Origin of the sequence: Reichenbachiella sp. MSK19-1 (assembly GCF_003590315.1) — a bacterium.
Taxonomy (GTDB): Bacteria; Bacteroidota; Bacteroidia; order Cytophagales; family Cyclobacteriaceae; genus Reichenbachiella; species Reichenbachiella agariperforans.
Window position 1 is genome coordinate 18014 of record NZ_MIER01000002.1, and the last position, 21620, is coordinate 39633.

Annotated in this window: 18 protein-coding genes; 6 read left to right on the top strand and 12 right to left on the bottom strand. The window is 43.6% G+C overall.

Features of this window, described 5'->3' with window-relative positions; translation table 11 throughout:
* Positions 1-5 precede the first annotated feature (5 nt).
* The 4 genes from BGP76_RS00230 to BGP76_RS00245 all read left to right on the top strand — a co-directional run bounded on the left by BGP76_RS00230 (position 6) and on the right by BGP76_RS00245 (position 4031).
* Positions 6-1322 (top strand): gluconate:H+ symporter, encoded by a 1317-nt coding sequence (locus BGP76_RS00230; protein WP_119843184.1) that lies wholly within the window; start codon positions 6-8, stop codon positions 1320-1322.
* Positions 1323-1781 (top strand): RidA family protein, encoded by a 459-nt coding sequence (locus tag BGP76_RS00235; RefSeq protein WP_119843185.1) that lies wholly within the window; start codon positions 1323-1325, stop codon positions 1779-1781.
* Positions 1778-2890 carry a D-TA family PLP-dependent enzyme gene (locus BGP76_RS00240; protein WP_119843186.1) on the top strand — a complete coding sequence of 371 codons (1113 nt, stop codon included), beginning with the start codon at positions 1778-1780 and terminating at the stop codon, positions 2888-2890. The genes BGP76_RS00235 and BGP76_RS00240 overlap by 4 nt, the downstream gene beginning before the upstream one ends.
* A 64-nt stretch (positions 2891-2954) precedes the next feature.
* Entirely contained in the window at positions 2955-4031 is a 1077-nt protein-coding gene (locus tag BGP76_RS00245; RefSeq protein ID WP_119843187.1) for a dipeptidase, read from the top strand.
* 21 nt (positions 4032-4052) lie between these two features.
* Here the strand turns inward: BGP76_RS00245 and BGP76_RS00250 are convergent, their stop codons facing one another.
* The 6 genes from BGP76_RS00250 to BGP76_RS00275 form a co-directional block, all read right to left on the bottom strand.
* Complete coding sequence (locus BGP76_RS00250) at positions 4053-6038, bottom strand: tetratricopeptide repeat-containing sensor histidine kinase (protein WP_119843188.1); 1986 nt, start codon at positions 6036-6038, stop codon at positions 4053-4055.
* A gap of 94 nt (positions 6039-6132) precedes the next feature.
* Positions 6133-7434 (bottom strand): TAXI family TRAP transporter solute-binding subunit, encoded by a 1302-nt coding sequence (locus tag BGP76_RS00255; RefSeq protein WP_119843189.1) that lies wholly within the window; start codon positions 7432-7434, stop codon positions 6133-6135.
* Between the two features lie 315 nt (positions 7435-7749).
* On the bottom strand, positions 7750-8529 hold the full coding sequence (locus BGP76_RS00260; RefSeq protein ID WP_119843190.1) for a hypothetical protein: 780 nt from the start codon (positions 8527-8529) through the stop codon (positions 7750-7752).
* A 100-nt stretch (positions 8530-8629) separates the two neighbouring features.
* Entirely contained in the window at positions 8630-9364 is a 735-nt protein-coding gene (locus BGP76_RS00265; RefSeq protein WP_119843191.1) for a LytTR family DNA-binding domain-containing protein, read from the bottom strand.
* The gene (locus BGP76_RS00270) at positions 9361-11211 is read right to left on the bottom strand and encodes a histidine kinase (protein ID WP_119843192.1); all 1851 of its coding nucleotides are present in this window, start codon (positions 11209-11211) and stop codon (positions 9361-9363) included. Before BGP76_RS00270 ends, BGP76_RS00265 begins: the two co-directional genes overlap by 4 nt.
* 428 nt (positions 11212-11639) lie before the next feature.
* Entirely contained in the window at positions 11640-11981 is a 342-nt protein-coding gene (locus tag BGP76_RS00275; protein ID WP_073120426.1) for a helix-turn-helix transcriptional regulator, read from the bottom strand.
* A gap of 523 nt (positions 11982-12504) precedes the next feature.
* On the opposite strand from BGP76_RS00275, the gene BGP76_RS00280 reads away from it, so the two are divergent.
* Entirely contained in the window at positions 12505-13215 is a 711-nt protein-coding gene (locus BGP76_RS00280; protein WP_119843193.1) for a hypothetical protein, read from the top strand.
* A 52-nt stretch (positions 13216-13267) separates the two neighbouring features.
* On the opposite strand, the gene BGP76_RS00285 is transcribed toward BGP76_RS00280, so the two are convergent.
* The 3 genes from BGP76_RS00285 to BGP76_RS00295 form a co-directional block, all read right to left on the bottom strand.
* Positions 13268-14314 carry a WG repeat-containing protein gene (locus BGP76_RS00285; protein WP_119843194.1) on the bottom strand — a complete coding sequence of 349 codons (1047 nt, stop codon included), beginning with the start codon at positions 14312-14314 and terminating at the stop codon, positions 13268-13270.
* A 106-nt stretch (positions 14315-14420) separates the two neighbouring features.
* Positions 14421-15095 carry a hypothetical protein gene (locus BGP76_RS00290; RefSeq protein WP_119843195.1) on the bottom strand — a complete coding sequence of 225 codons (675 nt, stop codon included), beginning with the start codon at positions 15093-15095 and terminating at the stop codon, positions 14421-14423.
* Positions 15079-15570 (bottom strand): RNA polymerase sigma factor, encoded by a 492-nt coding sequence (locus BGP76_RS00295; RefSeq protein WP_073120419.1) that lies wholly within the window; start codon positions 15568-15570, stop codon positions 15079-15081. Before BGP76_RS00295 ends, BGP76_RS00290 begins: the two co-directional genes overlap by 17 nt.
* A gap of 167 nt (positions 15571-15737) precedes the next feature.
* Between BGP76_RS00295 and BGP76_RS00300 the strand changes: the two genes are divergently transcribed.
* On the top strand, positions 15738-17675 hold the full coding sequence (locus tag BGP76_RS00300; RefSeq protein ID WP_119843196.1) for a tetratricopeptide repeat protein: 1938 nt from the start codon (positions 15738-15740) through the stop codon (positions 17673-17675).
* Positions 17676-17714: 39 nt separating this feature from the next.
* Here the strand turns inward: BGP76_RS00300 and BGP76_RS00305 are convergent, their stop codons facing one another.
* The 3 genes from BGP76_RS00305 to pruA all read right to left on the bottom strand — a co-directional run bounded on the left by BGP76_RS00305 (position 17715) and on the right by pruA (position 21521).
* The gene (locus BGP76_RS00305; protein WP_073120654.1) at positions 17715-18788 is read right to left on the bottom strand and encodes an acyl-CoA desaturase; all 1074 of its coding nucleotides are present in this window, start codon (positions 18786-18788) and stop codon (positions 17715-17717) included.
* A 209-nt stretch (positions 18789-18997) separates the two neighbouring features.
* Positions 18998-19756 (bottom strand): sulfite exporter TauE/SafE family protein, encoded by a 759-nt coding sequence (locus tag BGP76_RS00310; protein WP_119843197.1) that lies wholly within the window; start codon positions 19754-19756, stop codon positions 18998-19000.
* A gap of 133 nt (positions 19757-19889) precedes the next feature.
* Positions 19890-21521, bottom strand: a complete 1632-nt coding sequence (gene pruA / locus BGP76_RS00315) for an L-glutamate gamma-semialdehyde dehydrogenase (protein WP_119843198.1) — start codon at positions 21519-21521, stop codon at positions 19890-19892.
* Positions 21522-21620: the final 99 nt, after the last annotated feature.

Consider the following 21620-nt stretch of genomic DNA (forward strand, 5'->3'; position numbering starts at 1 on the left):
ATCTCATGCCGTTAGTTGTTGCCTTGATAGGGATCGCTGTATTGCTCCTGTTGATTATTGTTTTTCGTCTCAATGCTTTTATATCCTTTGTGATTGTCTCCCTCGTCGTAGGGTTAGGGCAAGGTATGCCACTCGATCAAGTCGCCTCTTCCATTCAGACTGGGATAGGAAATACGCTCGGGTTTTTAATTATCATTTTGGGATTTGGAGCCATGCTGGGCAAACTGGTCGCTGATAGTGGTGCAGCACAGCGTATTACGACTTCTTTGGTTGACTTGTTTGGTGTCAAAAATATCCAATGGGCACTTGTACTGACAGGGTTTATCGTCGGGATTCCAATGTTTTATTCTGTTGGTTTTGTGATTTTGGTACCGTTGGTATTTGCTGTAGCGCAGACCACTCGTCTGCCGTTATTGTATGTAGGGCTGCCGATGTTGGCCTCACTCTCTGTGACCCATGGCTACCTGCCACCGCACCCTGCACCTTCTGCTATTGCGGTTATGTTTGATGCTGATTTGGGGCTGACATTGATCTATGGAGTGGTCGCAGCTATCCCAGCCATCATCTTGGCTGGTCCTTTGTTCTCTCGTACCTTGAAGCGTATCAACCCTACACCTCCCAAAGATATTTTTGACCTGACACCTATTCCAGAAGAAGAACTACCAAGTCTATGGATCAGTATTGTGACGGCACTTTTCCCTTTGGTTTTGATTGGCTCATCAGCTGTACTTCAGCTTTTGTTACCTGAAGGCAATACGCTTCGATTGATCTCCTCCTACTGGGGCAATCCACTGTTGGCGATGTTACTGTCTGTCCTAGTAGCAATCTATACGCTAGGGATACAGAGAGGGAAATCAATGGATGATGTGATGAAATCCCTCGTCCAAGCAGTCTCTGGTATCACGATGATCCTGTTGATCATCGGGGGAGCAGGTGCATTGAAGCAGACGTTGACCGATAGTGGTGTGAGCGAGTATATCGGTGAAATTCTCAAAGGCTCCTCTTTGTCTCCATTACTACTGGCGTGGTGTATTGCTGCGGCGATTCGGGTGAGCGTAGGTTCGGCGACAGTGGCAGGACTGACCACTGCAGGGATCATTCTACCTATACTGAGTACTACTACGGTCTCGGGGGAGCTGATGGTGCTGGCCATCGGATCTGGCAGCTTAATGTTTTCGCATGTCAATGACAGTGGCTTTTGGATGTTCAAAGAATATTTTAACCTCACGATGAAAGAAACCCTCTCAACCTGGACTGTAATGGAGACGATTGTTTCTGTGACGGGGTTGGTTAGTGTCTTGATTTTACAGAATTTTATATAGATGGATTTAAAACAAAGAATAGAAGAGATGGGCTTGGTTTTGCCTCCCGCTCCACCACCTGGTGGTGTATATGTCCCCCTAGTGATCGTAGACAAAATGCTCTATGTGTCGGGTCACGGCCCTTGTCTCACAGACGGGACGTTGATCAAAGGAAAAGTAGGGAGTGCGCTGGATAAAGATGCAGCCAAAGAAGCGGCACGGCAAGTAGGACTCACGATGTTGGCTACCTTGATCGAACATCTCGACCCTGCCTATCGCATCAAGCGTATGATCAAGGTATTGGGGATGGTCAACAGCGAACCGGATTTCTTTGACCAACCTTATGTAATGAACGGCTTTAGCGAACTCATGGCAGAGGTATTTGGTCGTGCCAATGGGCTGGGTGCGCGAAGTGCAGTGGGTATGATTTTGCCCGGTAATATCTCAGTAGAGGTAGAGGCGATTTTTGAATTAGAATGAACGAAAATATGCAGTGGTATCAGATCACCAATGAAGAGGCGTGTAGCTCCCCTGCACTGGTAGTGTATCCCGATCGGATCAAAGCCAATATAGCGAAGATGATTCAGATCGCTGGAGGTACGCACCGACTGAGACCTCATGTCAAAACCCACAAAATGGCTGAAGTAGTGAAACTTCAGCTCGATATGGAGATTACCCAATTCAAGTGCGCGACTTTGTCAGAACTAGAGATGTGTCTAGGGGCAGGTGCTCCGGATGTCTTACTAGCTTACTCGCTGACAGGACCTAATGTCAGCCGTTATTTTGACTTAGTGGATCAATACCCAGAGGCAAGTCTCTCTATCATTGTTGACAATGAGACTAGCTTCAAAGGGCTTGCCGAAGAGGCTGCTCTTCGCCAGAGTCCAATCAGACTTTATTTAGATATCAACAATGGAATGAACCGAACGGGTATTGTGCCTGGTCCTGGCGCAGAGGCACTGTATCAATTGATGTATGATCATTCATTTGTAGAACCGATGGGGTTTCATGTGTATGATGGGCACATCCACGAGACCGAGCTGGGATTACGGACGGATGCATGTCATCGAGATTTTGAACCTGTCTTGCAGATGAAACAAGCACTAGAGCGGTCGGGGTATTTGGTTCCGAACATCGTTGCTGGTGGTACTCCCACTTTTCCTATTCATGCTGTTCATACAGATCGCGTACTTAGCCCTGGGACACCTTTGCTGTGGGATGGGGGCTATGACAAGGCCTTTCCTGATTTAGATTTTTTACCTGCTGCGGTTTTGTTGTCTAGGGTAGTGAGTCGACCGCTTGTCGATCGGTGCTGTTTGGATTTGGGACACAAAGCAGTTGCCTCTGAAATGGTGCACCCACGTATTTACTTATTAGGGCAAACTCCTCATGAGACACTCATGCACAGCGAAGAGCATTTGGTATTGACAGATCCAGAATGTAGTATGACTATAGGGCAAGCTGTCTATGCGATCCCAACGCATATCTGCCCTACGGTGGCATTACATGATCAGGTTTATATAGTAGAGAACAATAGCGTCATCGGACAGTGGGCTGTGACTGCTCGGTCGAGAGGGAATACGTTATAGCTATTTGATTCCTCACATTAAAAATACAGATAAGTAACTGGCTCAAACAAAAAAACAATCTCAGATGAAGAAGCAATCTTTAATATTTGATGCACACCTAGACCTATCGATGAACGCCATGGAGTGGAATCGTGATCTGCGATGGACGGTAGAGGAGATCAGAAAAAGCGAGCACGCAATGACCGATAAGCCCGACCGTGGGCGAGGAACTGTTTCTTTTCCAGAGATGAGAAAAGGAAATGTGGGACTCTGTGTGGCTACTCAGATCGCTCGCTATGTCAAACCAAAAAGTACCCTACCAGGGTGGAACTCGCCAGAACAAGCCTGGTCACAAACTCAGGGACAACTGGCATGGTACAAAGCTATGGAAGAATCAGGCGAGATGGTACAAATCAAAGACTTGGCAGGGCTAGAGGCTCATCTGAACCTGTGGGAAGCGCCTGATGATAGAACTCCCATTGGTTATATTCTAAGTTTAGAAGGAGCAGATTCTATTTGCACCATAGACCACTTGGAGCGCGCCTATGCTCAGGGTCTCCGTGCTATTGGACCAGCGCATTATGGCCCAGGTACCTATGCACAAGGTACAGATGCTACGGGAGGATTAGGAGAGAAAGGCCGTGCTTTGATCAAAGAAATCGATCGTCTAGGGATGATATTGGATGCGACACATCTTTGTGATGACAGCTTTTGGGAGGCCATGGATAACTTTAGTGGTCATGTATGGGCGAGTCATAACAACTGCCGTTCGCTCGTTCCTCACAATCGCCAGTTCTCGGATGAGCAACTCAAGGAACTCATCAGCCGTGGAGCTGTCATCGGCGCAGCATTGGATGCTTGGATGATGGTGCCTGACTGGAAACGTGGAGTCTCCACCCCTGTGGAAATGAATGTTAGTTTGGAAACGATGGTGGATCACATCGATCATATCTGCCAGTTGGCAGGGAGTGCTCAGCATGTAGCTATAGGGACTGATCTGGACGGTGCCTTCGGTACAGAGCAAGGGCCAAAGGATCTTGACACCATAGCCGATCTGCAAAAAGTGCCTAGCATTTTGCAGTCTAGAGGGTATACGGAGACGGATATTAATGGCATCCTGAGCCAAAATTGGATTGATTTTCTAAGGAAAGCATGGGCTTAGTGCTGCTCCGTTTCATCTCAGCTATGAGTTGATAGCATAGCGTGATTCGGACAATTCTTCTGTAGAGATGAAATACCACCGAGGTATGGCTACAGTAAAGGTATTGCCCCTACGCCCAGACTGCGTGTCTAAGTCTAGAGACCCGATGATGAAGGCTACCCTAGATTGGATGTTTTTCCACCCATAACCTTTTCCACTAATGAGTAATTTTTGGTCAAACCCCATTCCGTCATCTTCTATCATGAGGAGGACTTCTTCTTCATCTTGGATGATCTGTAGGGTGATGTTTTTTGCATCCGAGTATTTGATGATGTTGTTGATCCACTCTTGTGCAATGCGGTAGAGTGCGACCGATTTTTCATGAGCGGGAAAGTTCTCTCCACCGTGTATTAGTACTTCTATTTGCAAATCACCAATGGAGTTGACACGCAGAGCGAACTCCTGTAGTGCATTGACCAAACCATGTGCGGTGAGAGACTGAGGCATGAGGTCGAAGCAAATATTTTTAAGCTCCTTGTACATGTCTCCAAGAATATCGTTGCACAGTTCATAGGTTTTGGTGCGCTCAGAGGGGACAATATTGGGAGCTTTTTGTAATCGATCTATAGACAAGTTCATGACCGATATGAGTTGCCCCATGTTGTCATGTAGGTCTTTGGCAAAGCGACTTCTTTCTTGCTCTTGGCTATTGAGTGCTGCGGTGATTTGATCTTTTTTGGCTTTGTTTTCCGTTTCAGACAGCCTCGCTTGTTCTTTTAGTTTGGACTTCTTCTTTTGTTGCCAGACGATGAATAGGATGAGGAGGGTTCCTCCGGTCAGTATGATCAGTAAATAGCGGTTGGTTTTGAGCTGAGCATTTTTGATTTCAAGTTCTGCCTTTTGTAGTGCGATCTCTTGTTCCTTTTCTTTCACTTTAAACTTGGTCTCCAGTGCTGCAATCTGGTTCGACTTTTCGGAGTTGAGTAGGCTGTCTGATAGCGCCATGATTTGTTTCATGGTTTGTAGCGCAGCACTTGGATTGTTTAGGTTCTCTTGGGCTATTGCTAAAAGCTCAAGAGCATCTTTCATCGTCGGCCGTAGCTGAAATCTCTCGGTGATCTCGATGGCTTCACGAGCATATGCCGCTGCGGTGCGGTAGTCTCCTAGATCTACAGATACACTGGAGAGATTGACCAAAGCACTCGTCAGTCCCTCATCATCCTCGACCTGTTTACTAAGCTTCGCTGATTCGTGAAAGTAGTCTTTAGCCCTTTCGTAGTTCTTTAGCGCTTGATAGGTCATCCCTAGATTAGAATAGGAAATCGATAGCGAACTCCAATCCTGATGCTTTTCAAATATGGCGATCGATTGATTCAGTTCCGAGATAGATTGGTCATAGTGCTGTAGGTGGTAGCTCAGTCCTCCTATGGTTTGCAGCGACTGACCGATCAACGTACTGTCTCCGATTTGGTGGCGGATAGCGTATGCCTTTTGGGCATATTCCATGCTGGTCTTGTATTCGTGCATATCGAGGTAGACCAGAGCAATGTTGTGAATGGGGTTGGACTGGGCATACAGATTGTCACCGAATTCAGCTTCTGAGAGGGATCGATGAAATGCATGAACCGCATCGTCGTAGTTGCCGATGCGTTGGTTGATGAGTCCGAGCAGGTTGTAGATGCTTGCTTGTCCATAGTGGTTTTCGACGGACTCATATTTGGCTAATGCTTGTTGGCTTTGATCTATAGCTATAGGGTAGTCATTGATCAGATAGTTGATCATAGCTTTGTAGTAGATCACATCAGCTGTGATTTTAGGAGATACATTTTGGGCCAGTATCGCGGCAGAGTCGAGATACAACATGCTTTTTCTCGGATCTGAGTATTTCAATTGCCATGCTTCACCTTGCAGAGATTTGATGGTAATGGAATCCTGTTGTTGTGTGGGAGAGAGTGATTTGGGTTGTGCGAATACAAGCTGCGGTGCAAGTGAGACACATGTCAGTAGTAGTATCGTTAGGTTTTTCATCTGAATGCGAATAGAAACTTAATGATAGTAAGAATCTATTAAAACGGGCATTGTCTCTACCAGAATGAATATGCATTCCAAAACCAAACTGACATTAGCTATTCTTCACTTGAAGGTTCTTTTTGTTATGATAAAATTTATCAACAAGCGTATCATGTAAGTGAATAAAAATATTGAAGCTCTCATTGGCCTCTAGTCTTTCTTTTGTCAGTAAGTGTACCGCCTTTCTACGCAATTCCTTTGCAGTATTAAGTCCCGTTTCTATTGAACTTAGGGAGCTAAAATCGGTCTGATTCTCAAGTTCTAATAGTTGTGTATAGAATTCTTCAATGCGATCTAGTTTCTTTTTTCTTTTGATACGAACGAGGGTGGAACTCAAACCATAAAAGGCAACCAAGATGGAGAAAACCACCCCAATAACTTCGGCATATTTCTCGAAAAAAGAAGGGTTGTTTCTATCCAAGAACAATTGAGTCCCCTCATGTAGAGGGAAATTGATTGAACTATTTTTAAAATCATCCGTGATGCCGTTTAATAGTGGGTCATGATCAGCTAATATCTTTCGCTGTGTCACTAACTCTTCTACCACGCTCTGTATCGTATATGCATCAATATCTGCTCGGCATAACAAAACCGCATCAATGGCATAAGTCACTACTGGATTAACAGGTTGAAGTCCAAAAACATTTTTTGGAATCACATAAGGTCGAGAGGTTACATAATTTAATACAAATCCTTCTACTTCAGATCCTTTTCCGTAGTTGTTAATATTTGAAAAAGAAAATAGTGCTACGTCTTTTTTTAGTTGCTCTCTTATGAAGTTGGAAAAGAGACCACTCATAACCACGCTAACATCTATTTTGTTTGAGACTACATTTTCAGACCAAGGAGTGTTTACAATGGTGTATGCATCTTCAGGTATTTGGTTGTGCGCCAGTAGATTCTTGAAGAAAATAGAGGTTCCACTATTTTTAGGCCCCACACCAATTCTTTTCCCTACGACAAGTTCTTCTATACTTTTGGGGTTGATGCTATCTGGGTGTATGACTAAAAGCACTTCAGGATAGAGAGGTAGTACCGTTCTGATGTTGATGTCTTTTATCGAAATACCACTATTCATAAAATGAGTGATCTCAACATCATTTTGAGCAATTGCAAAATCTGCAGCAGCAGATTGTAGTAATTTACAATTTTCCAATGACCCCAGGCTATTGTCATCTATTAAGTCTACTTCTATGTTGGATTGGCTCAGTACAGATTGTATTGCCAAACCATTTTTGTAGTAGGTGGTTTCAGGTGATAATGCCGCTAATTTATATTTGTCTGCTTCGAAACATGATTGAAGGAAAACCGGAAGAAAAAGTAATACTAAAACATGAAACCTTACGTGCGACATACGACCTTTACATTTCTTTTGTTGTTGATAATGTGTAAGATACGATGATTTGACGTGCCTTCATAACCTTCGTTACTTTGCTTTTGGATGAATAGACAGAAGTGTACTTGTGAAGGGGGGAGTCAGGAGGTATGGCAGAGGTGTTTTCAATAATGAAGCCCCCCGAAACATTGGATGCTTCAGGGGGCTATAGTCAGTCACTAACTAGACTGATAAACCTAAACCATTTTCAATTGCTTTTTCGCCGTACACTTTAGGTCTAAAATGTACGGCGAAATGCTGGTTTCAGATCTATCAGCATTATGCGATAATTGGTTAATTAGATAGGTAATTAGTGAAGTCTATGTTGCCATAGTTACAGTTTGAGTTGTTTTCTGGTCTGAGTACCATGAGGAATACGTGATCTTCGAATACACTATTGTCGACAAATAGATATTCTCCTCCGTCTTCGTTGAGCTCCATACCGTCATTAGACTCTTCGTTGTTCATCGGGTGCCATGTGCTGCGGATTCTATCTGAGTGATCTTCTAGGCTAATTGCAGGTCCTAAAACTTCAATATTAGGAAAGTACAGTTCTAGGCAGTTATTGCCACCTGCCTCTGTCAGAAAAGTTAGGAATGAACATTTGAGTTGTGCAGTGGCGAGGTGAGGGAATACATCCTCTGCTGGATCTGGATTGGCGACAGGTGGAACCACTCGAATCGAGATCACTTCCTCTTTCTCTATATATGTGGTGTCATAGATGACTTCATAATTGTACGTTTTGAATTGCTCATAGAGCTCTTCCTGAAAAGGGTTCATATTGCTTGTACTCACGGAGATGAGGTCTGTCAGATCAAAGTGATCAGATTCAGAGGTTATCATGACTTCTTTGAAATAGTCTCTGGCAGGTTCATCGTCGATGATACTGCGTGTGATCAGAAAGCTGGTCATGTACATGAACTCTTGTGAAATTTCATTGAGTTCTGTTTCGCTAGTGTACTCTTCTAGTGACGGACTATTGATGGTTTGGTTGAGTACAGGATCGATCAATTGATCTCCGCATGAGAATTGCATCCCTGCGGCGATTAGTAGGATAAATGGGTATATTTTCATGGTTTTTGATTTTAAGTCAGGCTAAGGTAGGCGATGACGATTTATTAAAGTTTGTAGATTCATATATGAAGCGAATGGATTCAAATTCGCTAAGAGTTGACTAGAAAAGTCTTTTTAGGATCGCATCTTTTCGTCTAGACGCTACGGGTACTTCCTCTCCATTTTTTAAGACTAGGCATCCTTCGTTGGTGTATTTGGTCACGTAAGAAGTGTTGACGACATAGGATTGATGACATCTTAAGAAAACTGCCTTATTGAGCAGGGACTCTACTAGTTTTAGTGGTTTGGAGATCATGATTTTCTCCTTTGTGGTGTTGAAAGTCGTATAGTTGCCATCCGATTTGCAAAAGATAATGTCCTCTAAATACACTACGTGATGTGCCTCTAGTGTTCTCAGTACGATTTTGTTTTGATGGTTGCCATTGTAGAACTGATTGGCGACATCTACAGCGTCGTGGATACTATCATCATTTTTGAAAGCTTTGATGGCGCGGTTGACGGCATTGCTAAACTCCTCGTCATCGATGGGTTTGAGCAAGTAATCCAACGCACCTATACGTATCGCCTTGATGGCTTGGTCATTGAACCCTGTGATGAAAATAAGTTGAAAATTCACCTCTTCTAACCGCTCTATCACTTCGAATCCCGTACCACCTATGATATCAATATCCAAAAACACCAGATCAGGCTCATGGATATTAATCTTAGTAAGCGCCTCTGCAACACTGGGCGCCTCGTCTATTACATGGATGTCTTGCGAAAATTGATCTGCGAGTCTATCTTTTATTTCATCACGGACATGCTTCTCGTCATCTATAATAAGGGCTTTGATCATGCTGTCAACAGTTTAAAAGGAATCTTTAATTTAATGATTGTTCCATGGTCATCTGGATTGCCTTCCTGTTTGTTGAGGATGGAAACACCATGGCCGGTCATTTTTCTCAAAAAAGTATCAATTAGCTGGACTGAAGAATCGGGACGGAGGGCTTTGATATCAAACCCATGACCATTGTCCTCTATCGTACATTGTACTGATTGCTCTTCTAACGTTAGCATCACGGAAATCATACCTTTTTCTTCTATTTCTTTAAAGGCATGCGCAATGGCATTCTCGACGAAGGGCTGGAGCAACATCGGTGGGATAGTGATTTCGGCATCTTCGGGTATGTCATTGATGATCTCATACTCGAACCGATCCGCAAATCTAAACTGCTGCATGTCGAGGTAATCTTCGAGCAACTGCACCTCATCTTCTATTAAGACATAGTCTTTGGTCGAGTTCTCGAACAGTGCACGTAGAATCCGCGAAAACTTGACGATGTAACGGGAAGATACCTCTGCGTTTTTGTTGATTTCGCTTTTGATGAGGTTGAGACTGTTGAACGCGAAATGTGGATTCATCTGCGAACGGAGCAGTCGCTGGTGGAGGAGAAAGTTTTGTTTTTCCATCCTGAACCTTCGCTGTCTGTAGTAGAATACGATCAATGTAGTGGCTAGGATAGCACCGAGCAATAGTGTCAGTAGGAGGTATTGGTTGCGTTGAAAACTAATGTTCTCAATCTCCACAATTCTTTTGGCAGCTTCTAACTCTTTTTCTTTGGCAAATGAGTTTTTGAGTTCGATCAGTTCGCTGTTGATGCGGTTTTCATAATTGCCCTCCTGGTAGCTAAAGATGGAGTCCAACTGGCTAGAGACCTGCTGGGGTGATTCTCCTTTCCTAATAGCGATTTCCAGCCTTTTCTTGAGTGCCTCTTTTTGATTTTGGTAGTGGGCGTCATCTATACCATACCAAAACACCGAATCGATGTAGCGACTACTCAGGTCCAGCTGATCCAGTTCGTAGTAGGTGTGGGATAGGTTGAGGTAGTTGTTGATCAAGGCTGAGGTTTTAACATTGGCGGGTAGTAGATCGATGTAGTAGGCTGCTTTGTGAAACGTCTGTAGCGCGTCGCTATATAGGTGATTTTCAAACTGTATAGCGCCTAAATTGCCATAGTACTGATAGTTGATGTTAGGACTCAGTTGCGTTAAGTCTATGTTGATTTCGCTCAGGGTATTGAGTGCTAGGTCGAGATCCTGCTGTCCAAAGTAGATGCTAGCCCTGCTGATTTTGCTCACCATCATGTTAGCTGTATCATGCGCCTGCTCGAACATGTCATAGGCAAGGGCATTGGCGGACAGGGATTGGTCATGCTTTTCCATGCTCGTGTACACGCGCTGGATATAGTTGTAGGCGAGGGCTTTGCTTTTGTAATCCTGCTCCCCAAGCATACTGATCATTTTCTCCGCAGTACCTAGCCCGTTGAGGAAGTCGTTTTGAAGATAGTAGGCATTCATAAGTGCCCGATAGTAGAAGGCACTCCTCTCCGATAGGTGAGGTTCCTCTGCATAATCTGTCGCTCTGCGTAGCTCGTGGATCGCAGAATCTACCTCGCCCAGTCGGTACAAGTATCGAAACTGGACATAGCGATATTGACGTTTGAGCGAATCAGGGATGTCCATCTCGATGATGCTGGACAGCTGTAGCGCAAAGTACTGCAAGGAATCATGTTCTAGCCCTGTTTTGAGCTTGTTATTGTAATGGGTTGGCAGGTCGCTGACTTGGGCAGTGTTCTCTACAGTCTTGTGATGAGAGCAGCTCACGAAAGTGACGAATAGGGTTAGGTAAAACCAATTTGTCATAAGTAATAAATGCTGACTCGAAAATAACGAATACCTACCACAAAAGTCGGAGGAAGCGCAAATACCTCTGGGGAAAGAAAGTGAATGAAGCAGCTTAGCGCTAAGCAACCGTACTGCATAGCAACTGGGCGCATTGTCTTCACTACATAGAGGGTAGAGCCATCTTGATGCTTTTATAGTTTTCTATCAGCCTGAGTTAGATTTTGAATATCTCTTCAAGGGCTTTTTTGAAGGATTTAGTATGTGATACGTTTTGTCTATGACTTGAAAAGAGAATCTTTGAGGATCACCCTGTATATCTGGGGAGAGATAGTAGATCACTTCGTGATTCAAGATTCATTGTTCGAAATTTGTTATTGTTTTTTATTATAAAATAATAGCCTATCGAAGCTCAAAAGCCTTCTTTATGAATCGAACTCAGGTTGTCACTATTCCATCTCTCTCAGGATTTGTTTGATCTGATCGAGCTTTTCGAGAGGCATCTTGCGCAGCTCCGCCACTGTCAGCCCATTCTCACTGGGTCGGTCTAGCTCCGTTATTGGATGATTAGGCGCAAGAGATGTCTCCGCACTATCCCAAGCCATCAGATCGTTCGGCGTGCAGTGCAGCGCTATACACAACTGCTGGAGCTGATACATCTTGATACCCACGGCCTTGTCGGCGAGCATGCGGTGCACCACATTGTGACTCAGCCCTAGCTTTCTCAAATAATTATATGGTTTCGGGATGCCACGGATGTGCATCAATCGTGATATCTGAAGTGTCAGCATCGTTGTGTTGGTTTGGTCTTACAATAAAGTTAAGTAGAAATTACAGAATACTCAAAATTGGAAACATATCATTGTCAGTTAGTTAACTAGTAGTGAGCTTATGTTGTTTATATATGACACTAAATGATTTTTTGCTGAGACAGACTTATTTTATACTGGTATTGAATCATTTGATAATGGGGATATGTCATTTTGTATGTGGTAGATGTTATATTCTATTGAGATAGTGTTATTTACTATTACTCTTATATCAATAACTGATTGGTATTTGTCTAATTATTGTGCGCTTATGAGATTATTTCAGTACGTTTTGAAGACTATTTAGCATCGGTAAAAGGCTTCTAGTTCCATTTCGTCTAGATTGATAGTGACCTGAGAAGCATCTGTTATGGATAATGTTATTTTGTAGAGGGGGGCGTTTTTGCTCATGTATTCAAACTTATCGGGAGGTAGATTGCTTTGTTTCTTGAAGGAGAAATCTTAAGTTGTGTCATGAACTGCAACTGTCTACTTTCCCCCTGATATGAGAATATCAATCACCTGTATTTTCTTATTTGTTCTTGTCTGGCAGGCATACTCTCAAGAGGAAGATGTACTGGTAGCAGACAGTCTTCGGGCACAAAGAGATGTCCTTGATTTCGTTTTTAAGAAGAATCGAGATAGCCTCAATGCATCAGGAAGTCAGGATAGCAAGCGTGTTTTCTTTTCGTTGATGCCCTTGTCATCAGGTAGTGGTGGGCCTAATATTTCGATTTCGGTGGTCAATGCTTCTTTTCATTTAGGGGATCCCGAGACGACTAATTTTTCTAATATAACGCTCTACCCTAGCACGAATTTTAGTTCCTATTTTCATATCAAAGTCACTTCTAACCTTTGGCTAGAGGGCAACAATTGGAACATTCCTGGGAAACTAGAGTTGACCCAAGAGGCTCAAGATAATTATGGGCTGGGAGGAGGTACAGATGAGGATAGTTTGTTTGTAATAAAATATAAGCTAAGTCGGGCGTATATGTCTTTGGGCAAGCGTCTGGTCAAGTATGTATATGTTGGGGGTGGGTATGCGCTGGACTACTATTATGACATCTATGAGGACAGTGGGGATGTTGTCCGGCAGACGGATTTTGGACGCTATCAGTATGGGACGGGTTCGACGAGTATAGCATCTGGGCCTACATTCGATGTAGCCTACGGTGAAGGCTTCAACTGGTACATGGGATTGAATGAGGTTTTTTAGCAACAGTAACAGTACTAGGTCAGGAGGTCTACACCTCCTGACCTAGTACTGTTTAGTTGATCTTCTGAAAATCTTTGACACCTGAAAATTTAGGTTCGATGACCCATTCTCCTTTTGTGTTGATATAGCCCCAGAGATCTCCTTTTTTGACTGCTGCGAAACCATTGTAGAAAGAACGTGCTCCATCGTACTGCGGTTCGATAGCCCATTGACCTGAGACATCAAAGAAACCAAATTTGTCATTTTTCCTACCGAGTGCTAATCCATCACTGAAGTCTTCCCATTTTTCTGTATCGTTGATTCTGATGATTTCTCCAGACTTATTGGTGTATCCCCATTGGTCGTTGCGTTTGATTCTGGCTAGCCCACTCGATGGATCAAATTCTTTGGCACTTTGGAACTGAGGCTCGATGACCCATTGGCCTGATGTATCGATAAAACCTATGAGACCACTGGCTCCTCTGGCCCATGCGAGTCCATCGCTAAAGTAACCTACACTGCCGAACTGTGCCTTGATAGCTACAGTGCCGTCTGCGTTGATAAATCCCCAAGTTTTGTCTTCTAACCTGTATGGAGCCAGGCCATCTCCTTCGAAAGGGTCGAGATCGATTAGGCTGGGAATGTCAACTTTGGTTTCGCTGCCCGATATGTCTAGGATAAAGAACTTGTCATCTTTTCTGGCTATGGCTTTATCGTTGGTGAACACCGATACTTTGTCGTACTGTGGAGTGATTACGGTTTTGCCCTCTGTGTCTAAATATCCCCATTTTCCATCGTCGTTGATTGCCAATAGTCCATTTGAATAGCCTTTCATACCGAACCCAAAAAGTTCAACTACTCTGTACTCTTTGATTTCAGAAGGAATAATTTCTCCTTGGATATTAATGATTTTGAAATTGGGCTTCTCGTAGTACAGTGCCAGGCCCTCTTCGGAGAATTCGACGCAGCGTTTCGAGATGGGTTTAATAATCATTTCGCCATCACTGGTGGTGTAGCCCCATGTTTTAGAACCGTCGGGTTTGACGAGTGCGATATAGGTTTGAGCAAAGGACTGGACTGCCAGTAAGAGGACGATACTCAGAGATAATACTCGTTTCATTGTAGGTGGTGTTTAGGTTTTTGTTTGTGAGAATGGTACAATTTAATAGTTGTATCATCCATTTTGTACTGACAAGAATAAGAAATAATTGCTAAGTCGCAAAATCCTATGGATGCGTGTCTGCTTCTTTTCTTAATGCCTCCATATCTGCCATGATCTCATCTAGTTTTTGGAGCAGTCGTCCGTAGACGATCTTGAGGTCCAAGGTATAGATTTTGCCGCCTAGAACGAACATAACAGCACATATCACAGCCAGACCTGCCCAGAAAACTGTAGGGATACCATAGGTTAGGTGTAGAGTAGGAAAGGAGTCTAGTAGCTTTTGGGTGAGTTTTATACCCATGGTCTGCCCATTAAAATCCAAGAACCACATGCCAGCGATCATCGATAGGAAGATCATGGGATAGAGTATGCGGGACAGTTGTGCATTGATATGGATTTGCTTTTGCATCCAGTTGTGAAACGAAAGGAGGTATTCGTAACTGTTGGTACTCTTGTCCAGATCACCGAGCGATTGGCTCAGGCGGTAGTTGATGAATACCGTGAGGTTGATTATGATGAAAAATGGGACGCCCATATAGGGCATGTGCAAGGCAAAACTCACTGGTAGCATAATCGCCGATAGGATGACTAGACCCCATAGGTTGAGCTTGAACATGCGCTTAAATTTTTCCACAATGTCTTGAGACTTTTGGTTGTAGAGATTGTTGAGTTTGGGAGCGATGAGTGCGTGGCTATCCACAAAACCATTTTTCCAGATTGTTTCAATTGACTTTTCCATCTAATAAGATTTTTAAACGTTCTTTGATTCGATTGATTCGTACGCCTATGTTGTTGGCGTTGGTGCCGATGATGTCGGCGATTTCTTGGTAGGATTTTTCCTCCAAGTAGAGTAAGATCACCGCTCGATCCACTTCTGAGAGTTGGCGTATGGCATCATAGAGCGCATTGAGAGACTCGTCTGCAAAAGCCCGACTGTCCTCTGTGACAATGTCTGGTAGCGTATCTGATGCGAAGTATTGCCCATTTTTCTTTTTTTTCTTGAGTAGGGTGAGGCATACATTGAGCGAAATGCGATAGACCCACGTAGACCATTCAGACTGTGCTTTGAAGTTGTCCCTGCTGCGCCAAATCTGTAGAGAGACTTCTTGGTAATAGTCTTCGAAATCTTCTTGCGTATTGGTATAAGCACGACATATCTTAATGATGATCGCCGCAAAGGGTAAAATGGACGAAGTGTAAAAATCGCTACTCATTCAAGTTTTTCTTGTTTAGTGGCTATGTCAATGGAAACTTACAGCTATGCTCAAAAAATATATAGTCATCGTTAGGATTAGTTTTAAAGGGTTGGGGTGAAATGTTGTACTTTGGGATGGTTTTAATAAACTGTGGTAATATCAGAGAGCTGGAGTAAATACGATAAATGAGGTGGAATATCTACATAGGGCTTGTGGCCAGTATGATGTTTTCGTTCAATAGTCTGGGACATTCAATAGATGTCATGATTGAGCGAGCGGATTCTTGTGCTAGGCTTACTGACTATGATTGTGCGGTTAGTCAGTATGAAGAGGTACTGTCATATCACGATGATGTCTCAGGTACTGTTTTCGTACAAATCAATAATAAAATAGCCGATTTGCTCTATAAGCAAGGGGACTTTCAAAAGGCATACACGACCTATCAGACAGCCTTAAGGCGAGCTGAGGAAGATAGCATGATGCACGAAAAAGCTACTGCTCTAGAGGGGATGTCTCATATCCTGTGGCGCTATGGAGACAATGTGAAATCTATCCATTCGGCCATGAAGAGCATAGGGATTTACAAAGCCTTGATAGATACAGCATCATTGATTAGTTCGTCTCACATACTAGCAGGTATCTATGTCAGTATTGGCGAATTGGACAAGGCAGAGGATATCTATCAATCCACATTGCATATGGCGAAGGCTAGCTATGATTCGGTGGGGCTAGCAAGTTGTTATGAGTATATAGGTATTGTGCGTTTTTTTGAGGAGCGATACGAGCAGGCCATACGTTTTTATATGAAGTCACTTTCTATGAATCTTCAGATCGGAAATGAACTGGATGCGGGTGTTACCTATGCCAATATAGGAGAGGTTTATAACTACTTGGAATCCTATGATAAGGCGCTGACGTATTTTGAGAAGTCAGAAGAAATCCTTCAGGCACATCAATTTAATTCAGGGCTCATATTTGTCCATTATAGTGCGGGAGTGAGCTATACCCAGTTGGGCGAATATGAGCAGGCGATGGATCATTTTCAAAAAAGTTTAGATCTGGTTAGGTTCACGCATGAGACACGTGAAAAGCCTGAAATTCTGAGACTGATAGCGGACTGCTATGCCAAACAGGGTAAGTATGAGCAGGCTTATCAATATCACGAACGGTATGCAGAGATTGATGATTCGTTGGCTCAGGTCAATCGAAACCTAGAATTACTAGATGTGATGGGGCGTTATGATTTGGAGGAAAAAGAAAAACGCAATGAAGTGCTGACACAGGAAAATGTATTGAGAGGTCGAGAACTGGCCGATAAGGAAACCATCATCGTACAGCAGTATCTTTTTGGTGCTGTATTGATGGCGTTATTGTTGGTTGCGTTTGTGTTGGCATACAAGCTGTACAGAAACAAGGAGCTATTGGCAGAGGCTGATAGAACCAAGAATAAGTTGTTTGGATTCGTAGCGCATGACCTGAAAGCACCAGTGGCCAATATTCAGATGCTAGTCGATATGTTGCAGGACGAATTAGAAGAGGATAGCAAGGAAGCGCACGGTCTGGTTGTAGATATAAATAACGCGTCACATTCGGTGAGTATGCTACTCAATGATTTGTTGTCTTGGTCGATCGCACAGCAGCGCGGGTTTGCTTTCAACCCTAAGTCCGTCCAGCTCAAAGGTGCTGTGGAGCATTGTGTAGACCTTTTTAATAATCAGCTAGCATATAAATCGCTGAAAGTAGACAATCAGGTGCAGGAGGATGTTTTGGTATGGATGGACGAAAATGCACTTTTAGCCATTATACGCAATTTGATATCCAATGCAGTCAAATTTTCATCCGCAGGTGGTTGTATCACGATGGCAGGAGCAGTGTCGGATCAGTCAGGTCATGTACTTTTTAGTATTCAAGATGACGGGGTAGGAATGACTCCCGAGCAGCTCAATAAAATCTTATTTATGTCGACATTCACGACGCAACGAGGGACAGCCAATGAGAAGGGGAGCGGAATGGGGCTCAATCTCGTCAAGGAATTTGTCGAGAAATCTAATGGCGAACTGAATATTGCTAGTCAAGTAGAGGTGGGGACTAAAATAACGATCGTATTGAAGGCTGGAGAATAATGAACCGACGAGATGTCGATTCATTACTTATAGTATTTCTTATTTCCCTAAATCCCGGAGCATACCAAAGTGCCCTGCGACTGCCGAGCGGAAGCTTGGAAAGCTATAGTAGGGTAGATCATATTCGCTGGTGGTCTGTTGCACGATTTTAGCAATAGCGGGATAGTGTACATGGCATACGTCAGGGAAGAGATGATGCTCGATTTGGAAGTTTAGTCCTCCTACGAACCAAGTCAGAATTTTGTTTTTCATCCCATAGTTAGAGGTCGTCAGGATCTGATGTGATGCCCAGCAGGTATCTAGGTTTTCACTTTCAGCCTTGACGAAGCTGGCGTTAGGAACCACATGTGCGGTCTGAAAAATCAGAGCTAACATGATGCCTGTCACCGCATGAGATACGATGATCATCACGATAGTAGTTCCTACAGGGATGTCAATCATAAGGACGGGAAGTACTAGAAACACGACATAGTACATGAGTTTTCGGAAGAAAATTCCTGCAAACTCCTTCCTGAATTCAGCTCCTTTTTTGATGAGTCCCATTTGGCGATATTCAAAAGCCTTCACGAAATCTTTGGTTGTGATCCACTCCAGTAGTGGTACACAGTAGAATATCGGCGCATAGATGTGCTGAAATCTGTGAAACCACCGCTTGGGCTGATGCTCAGAGAACCTGAAGAAGAACCTAGGTAGAATGTCCTCATCGGTATCTTCAATGTTGGTATAGGTGTGGTGTATGACGTTGTGCTGGATCTTCCAGATCAATCTATCTACACCAACCAAAGCAGCCGAGAAGGCGACAATGCTATTGTAACTTTTATTCTTAGAATAGGCGCCGTGTATAGAATCGTGCATCACAGCCGTACCTATAAATGCCTTGCCTAACCCCATGATCACCCAGAGAGACATCAGGATGTATAGGTTCGTAATGCCTGCGAATATGAGGATAAAGAATGGCGTGAGATAGAGCGAGAACAATGCGATCGATTTGATCACCATGTGTCTGTTTGCATCTTTTTCTAGATTGTTTTCTTTGAAGTAGGTATTTACTCGTTTTCTAAGAACACTCCAGAAATCGTTTTCTTCTTTGCTTTTAAATTTATAATTAATCATATGATTTTGGCACATTCAGTAGGTTAGTGAACTGATGTGATTTTAGTATTAAAACGTTAGAGAATAGGGTGGGAGGCTGGCGTTTTTTCGTTTCCCTATACTTAGCAACGCAAGAATACTGAATTAATTTGAAGCCATCAAATGATAAATATTCATAGAGGCTGCATAGTTGGCTGATATTCAGTAGTTAAAGCGTGATTTAACATACTTTAACTGCTCAAAATCATGAAAATAGCTGCTACAGTGGTCATCAGAATGACGAACCATCTGAAATACTGATCTGAGATTTTCTTGATGATTTTAATTCCTACAAAGGCTCCAATAGCAATGAATGGAATAAGGGTGAGATCTAAAAGAAAGGAATGCCATGTGATGGTCTCCCAGACCCAGATATGAAAAGGAACTTTGAATACGTTGACACAGATAAAGAACCAAGCTGCTGTACCGATGTATTGGTTTTTGGGTAGACGCATGGATAGTAGATATAGTGCCATGGCACTACCTGCCAAGTTACCCACCATCGTGGTGAACCCAGCCACGATCCCCATCAGCGCAGCAAACCATAGATAGTCAGGTATTTTTTCTTTGTTGGTACGCTCCATCCATAGCATGACGATGAGACTGAGGAATATGATCACACCCATGATGATGCGGAAGGTCTTGTCATCTATCTGTTGACCAAAATAGGTGCCTGCCAGCACGCCTATGATTGTCCAAGGCAGAAGTTTCCATAGGTATTTGGTCTCGGCATGTCGGTGGTAGTACTTGACACCTATGAAGTCTGCCATGATGAGTACTGGGAGCATAAGTCCGCTCGATTCTTTACCACCAAAAGCTACGGCTAGTAGTGGTACAGCTAGTTTGCTCACACCAGCGACTCCAGTCTTCGACATCCCAACTAATATACCTACTACACAAAATGAGGCGAGGGCTGAGTAGCTCAGCGTATATCCGAATAGTTCTACCATAGGCTGCAAATCTCTTGAAATCGATGAGATATCAGTGTTTTTTGGACATGAAAAAAGTCCCTATCATTTAGATAGGGACTTTGTACTGTGTTTTGACTTGGTGAGAACACGAAATGTAAACACCATTTCTATTCTACTTTTCTTCCAAAAATGGATAACGGTAGTCATGTGGAGCATCAAAAGTCTCTTTGATTGTACGTGGTGACACCCATCTGAGTAGATTTAGTACAGAGCCTGCTTTGTCATTGGTGCCTGATCCTCTAGCGCCACCGAATGGTTGCTGTGCGACTACTGCGCCTGTTGGCTTGTCGTTGATGTAGAAATTACCTGCAGCATTTTGCAGTTTTTTGGTAGCCAGTTCGATAGCATAGCGATCGTCTGAGAAGATTGCTCCTGTCAGTGCATAGTCAGAGGTTTTGTCTACGAGTTCGAGTGCCTCTTCGAAATGCTCAGGATGATAGACGTAGATGGTAATGACTGGACCAAATATTTCCTCACACATCGTCAAGAACATTGGGTCTTTGGTCACGACTACTGTAGGTTCGATGAAGTAGCCTTTGGACTTGTCATAGCCACCGCCTGCGATGATTTCGGCATGATCACTGGCTTTGATTTTGTCGATGTAGCCTGAGATCTTATCAAATGCACGTTCGTCGATCACTGCATTGACAAAATTGGTGAAATCCTCAGGAGAACCTACAGTGATTGTATCTAGATCAGATAGAACCTTAGCTTTCGTCTCATCCCAGATGTTTTGTGGGATGTAGGCGCGTGATGCAGCACTACATTTCTGCCCTTGGAACTCAAATGCTCCTCTGACGATACCCGTCGCAACAGCTTTTGGGTTAGCAGACTTATGTGCAATGATGAAGTCCTTTCCACCTGTTTCTCCGACGATTCTTGGATAGGTTCTGTACTTGGTTACATTTTCTCCTATGGTTTTCCAGAGCTGTTGGAAAACGGCTGTACTGCCTGTAAAGTGTAGCCCCGCAAAATCACGGTGGTTGAATACCACATCGCCAGCCACTGGCCCGTCAGTGTAGATCAAGTTGATGACACCATCAGGTAATCCAGCTTCTTTGAATACTTCCATGATCACCTGCGCAGAGTAGATTTGCGTGTCAGCAGGTTTCCATACGATGGTATTGCCCATCATCGCTGGCGCTGCGGATAGGTTGCCCGCGATCGCTGTAAAGTTGAATGGTGTGATGGCAAAAATGAACCCTTCGAGCGGACGATACTCTAGCCTATTCCACATCCCTGGAGAGGAAATCGGTTGCTGGCTATATATCTGTGTCATGAAGTGCACGTTGAATCGCAAGAAGTCTATGAGTTCGCATGCAGAGTCGATTTCCGCCTGAAATGCATTTTTGGATTGTCCCAGCATGGTTGCTGCATTGATCTTCGCTCGGTAAGGACCTGCTAACAAGTCCGCTGCTTTTAGGAAAATGCTCGCTCTGTGTTCCCAAGATAGGCTCTGCCAAGCGTCTTTAGCACCCAGTGCGGCATTGATGGCTTGTTCGACGTGATCCGCATCTCCACGGTTGAAGTAGCCCAGGGTGTGCTGATGATCATAGGGAGGAGCCATTCTGACTTTGTCGTCAGTGGTCACTTTTTCTGCACCGATGTACATCGGTACATCTAGCTCTTCGCTCCTCATCTGCGCGACGGCAGCCTTTAGTGCTATTTTTTCGGGACTACCTGCCTTGTAGCTTTTGATGGGTTCATTGACAGGGGTAGGTACGGGATATATTCCTTTGGGCATATCATTTTGTGTTTAATGTTACAATTTTGGATTGCAAATTTAAGAAAGATATCCCTACCCAAAATTTCTAAGAATGATATAATTTTGATTTCCCAAATA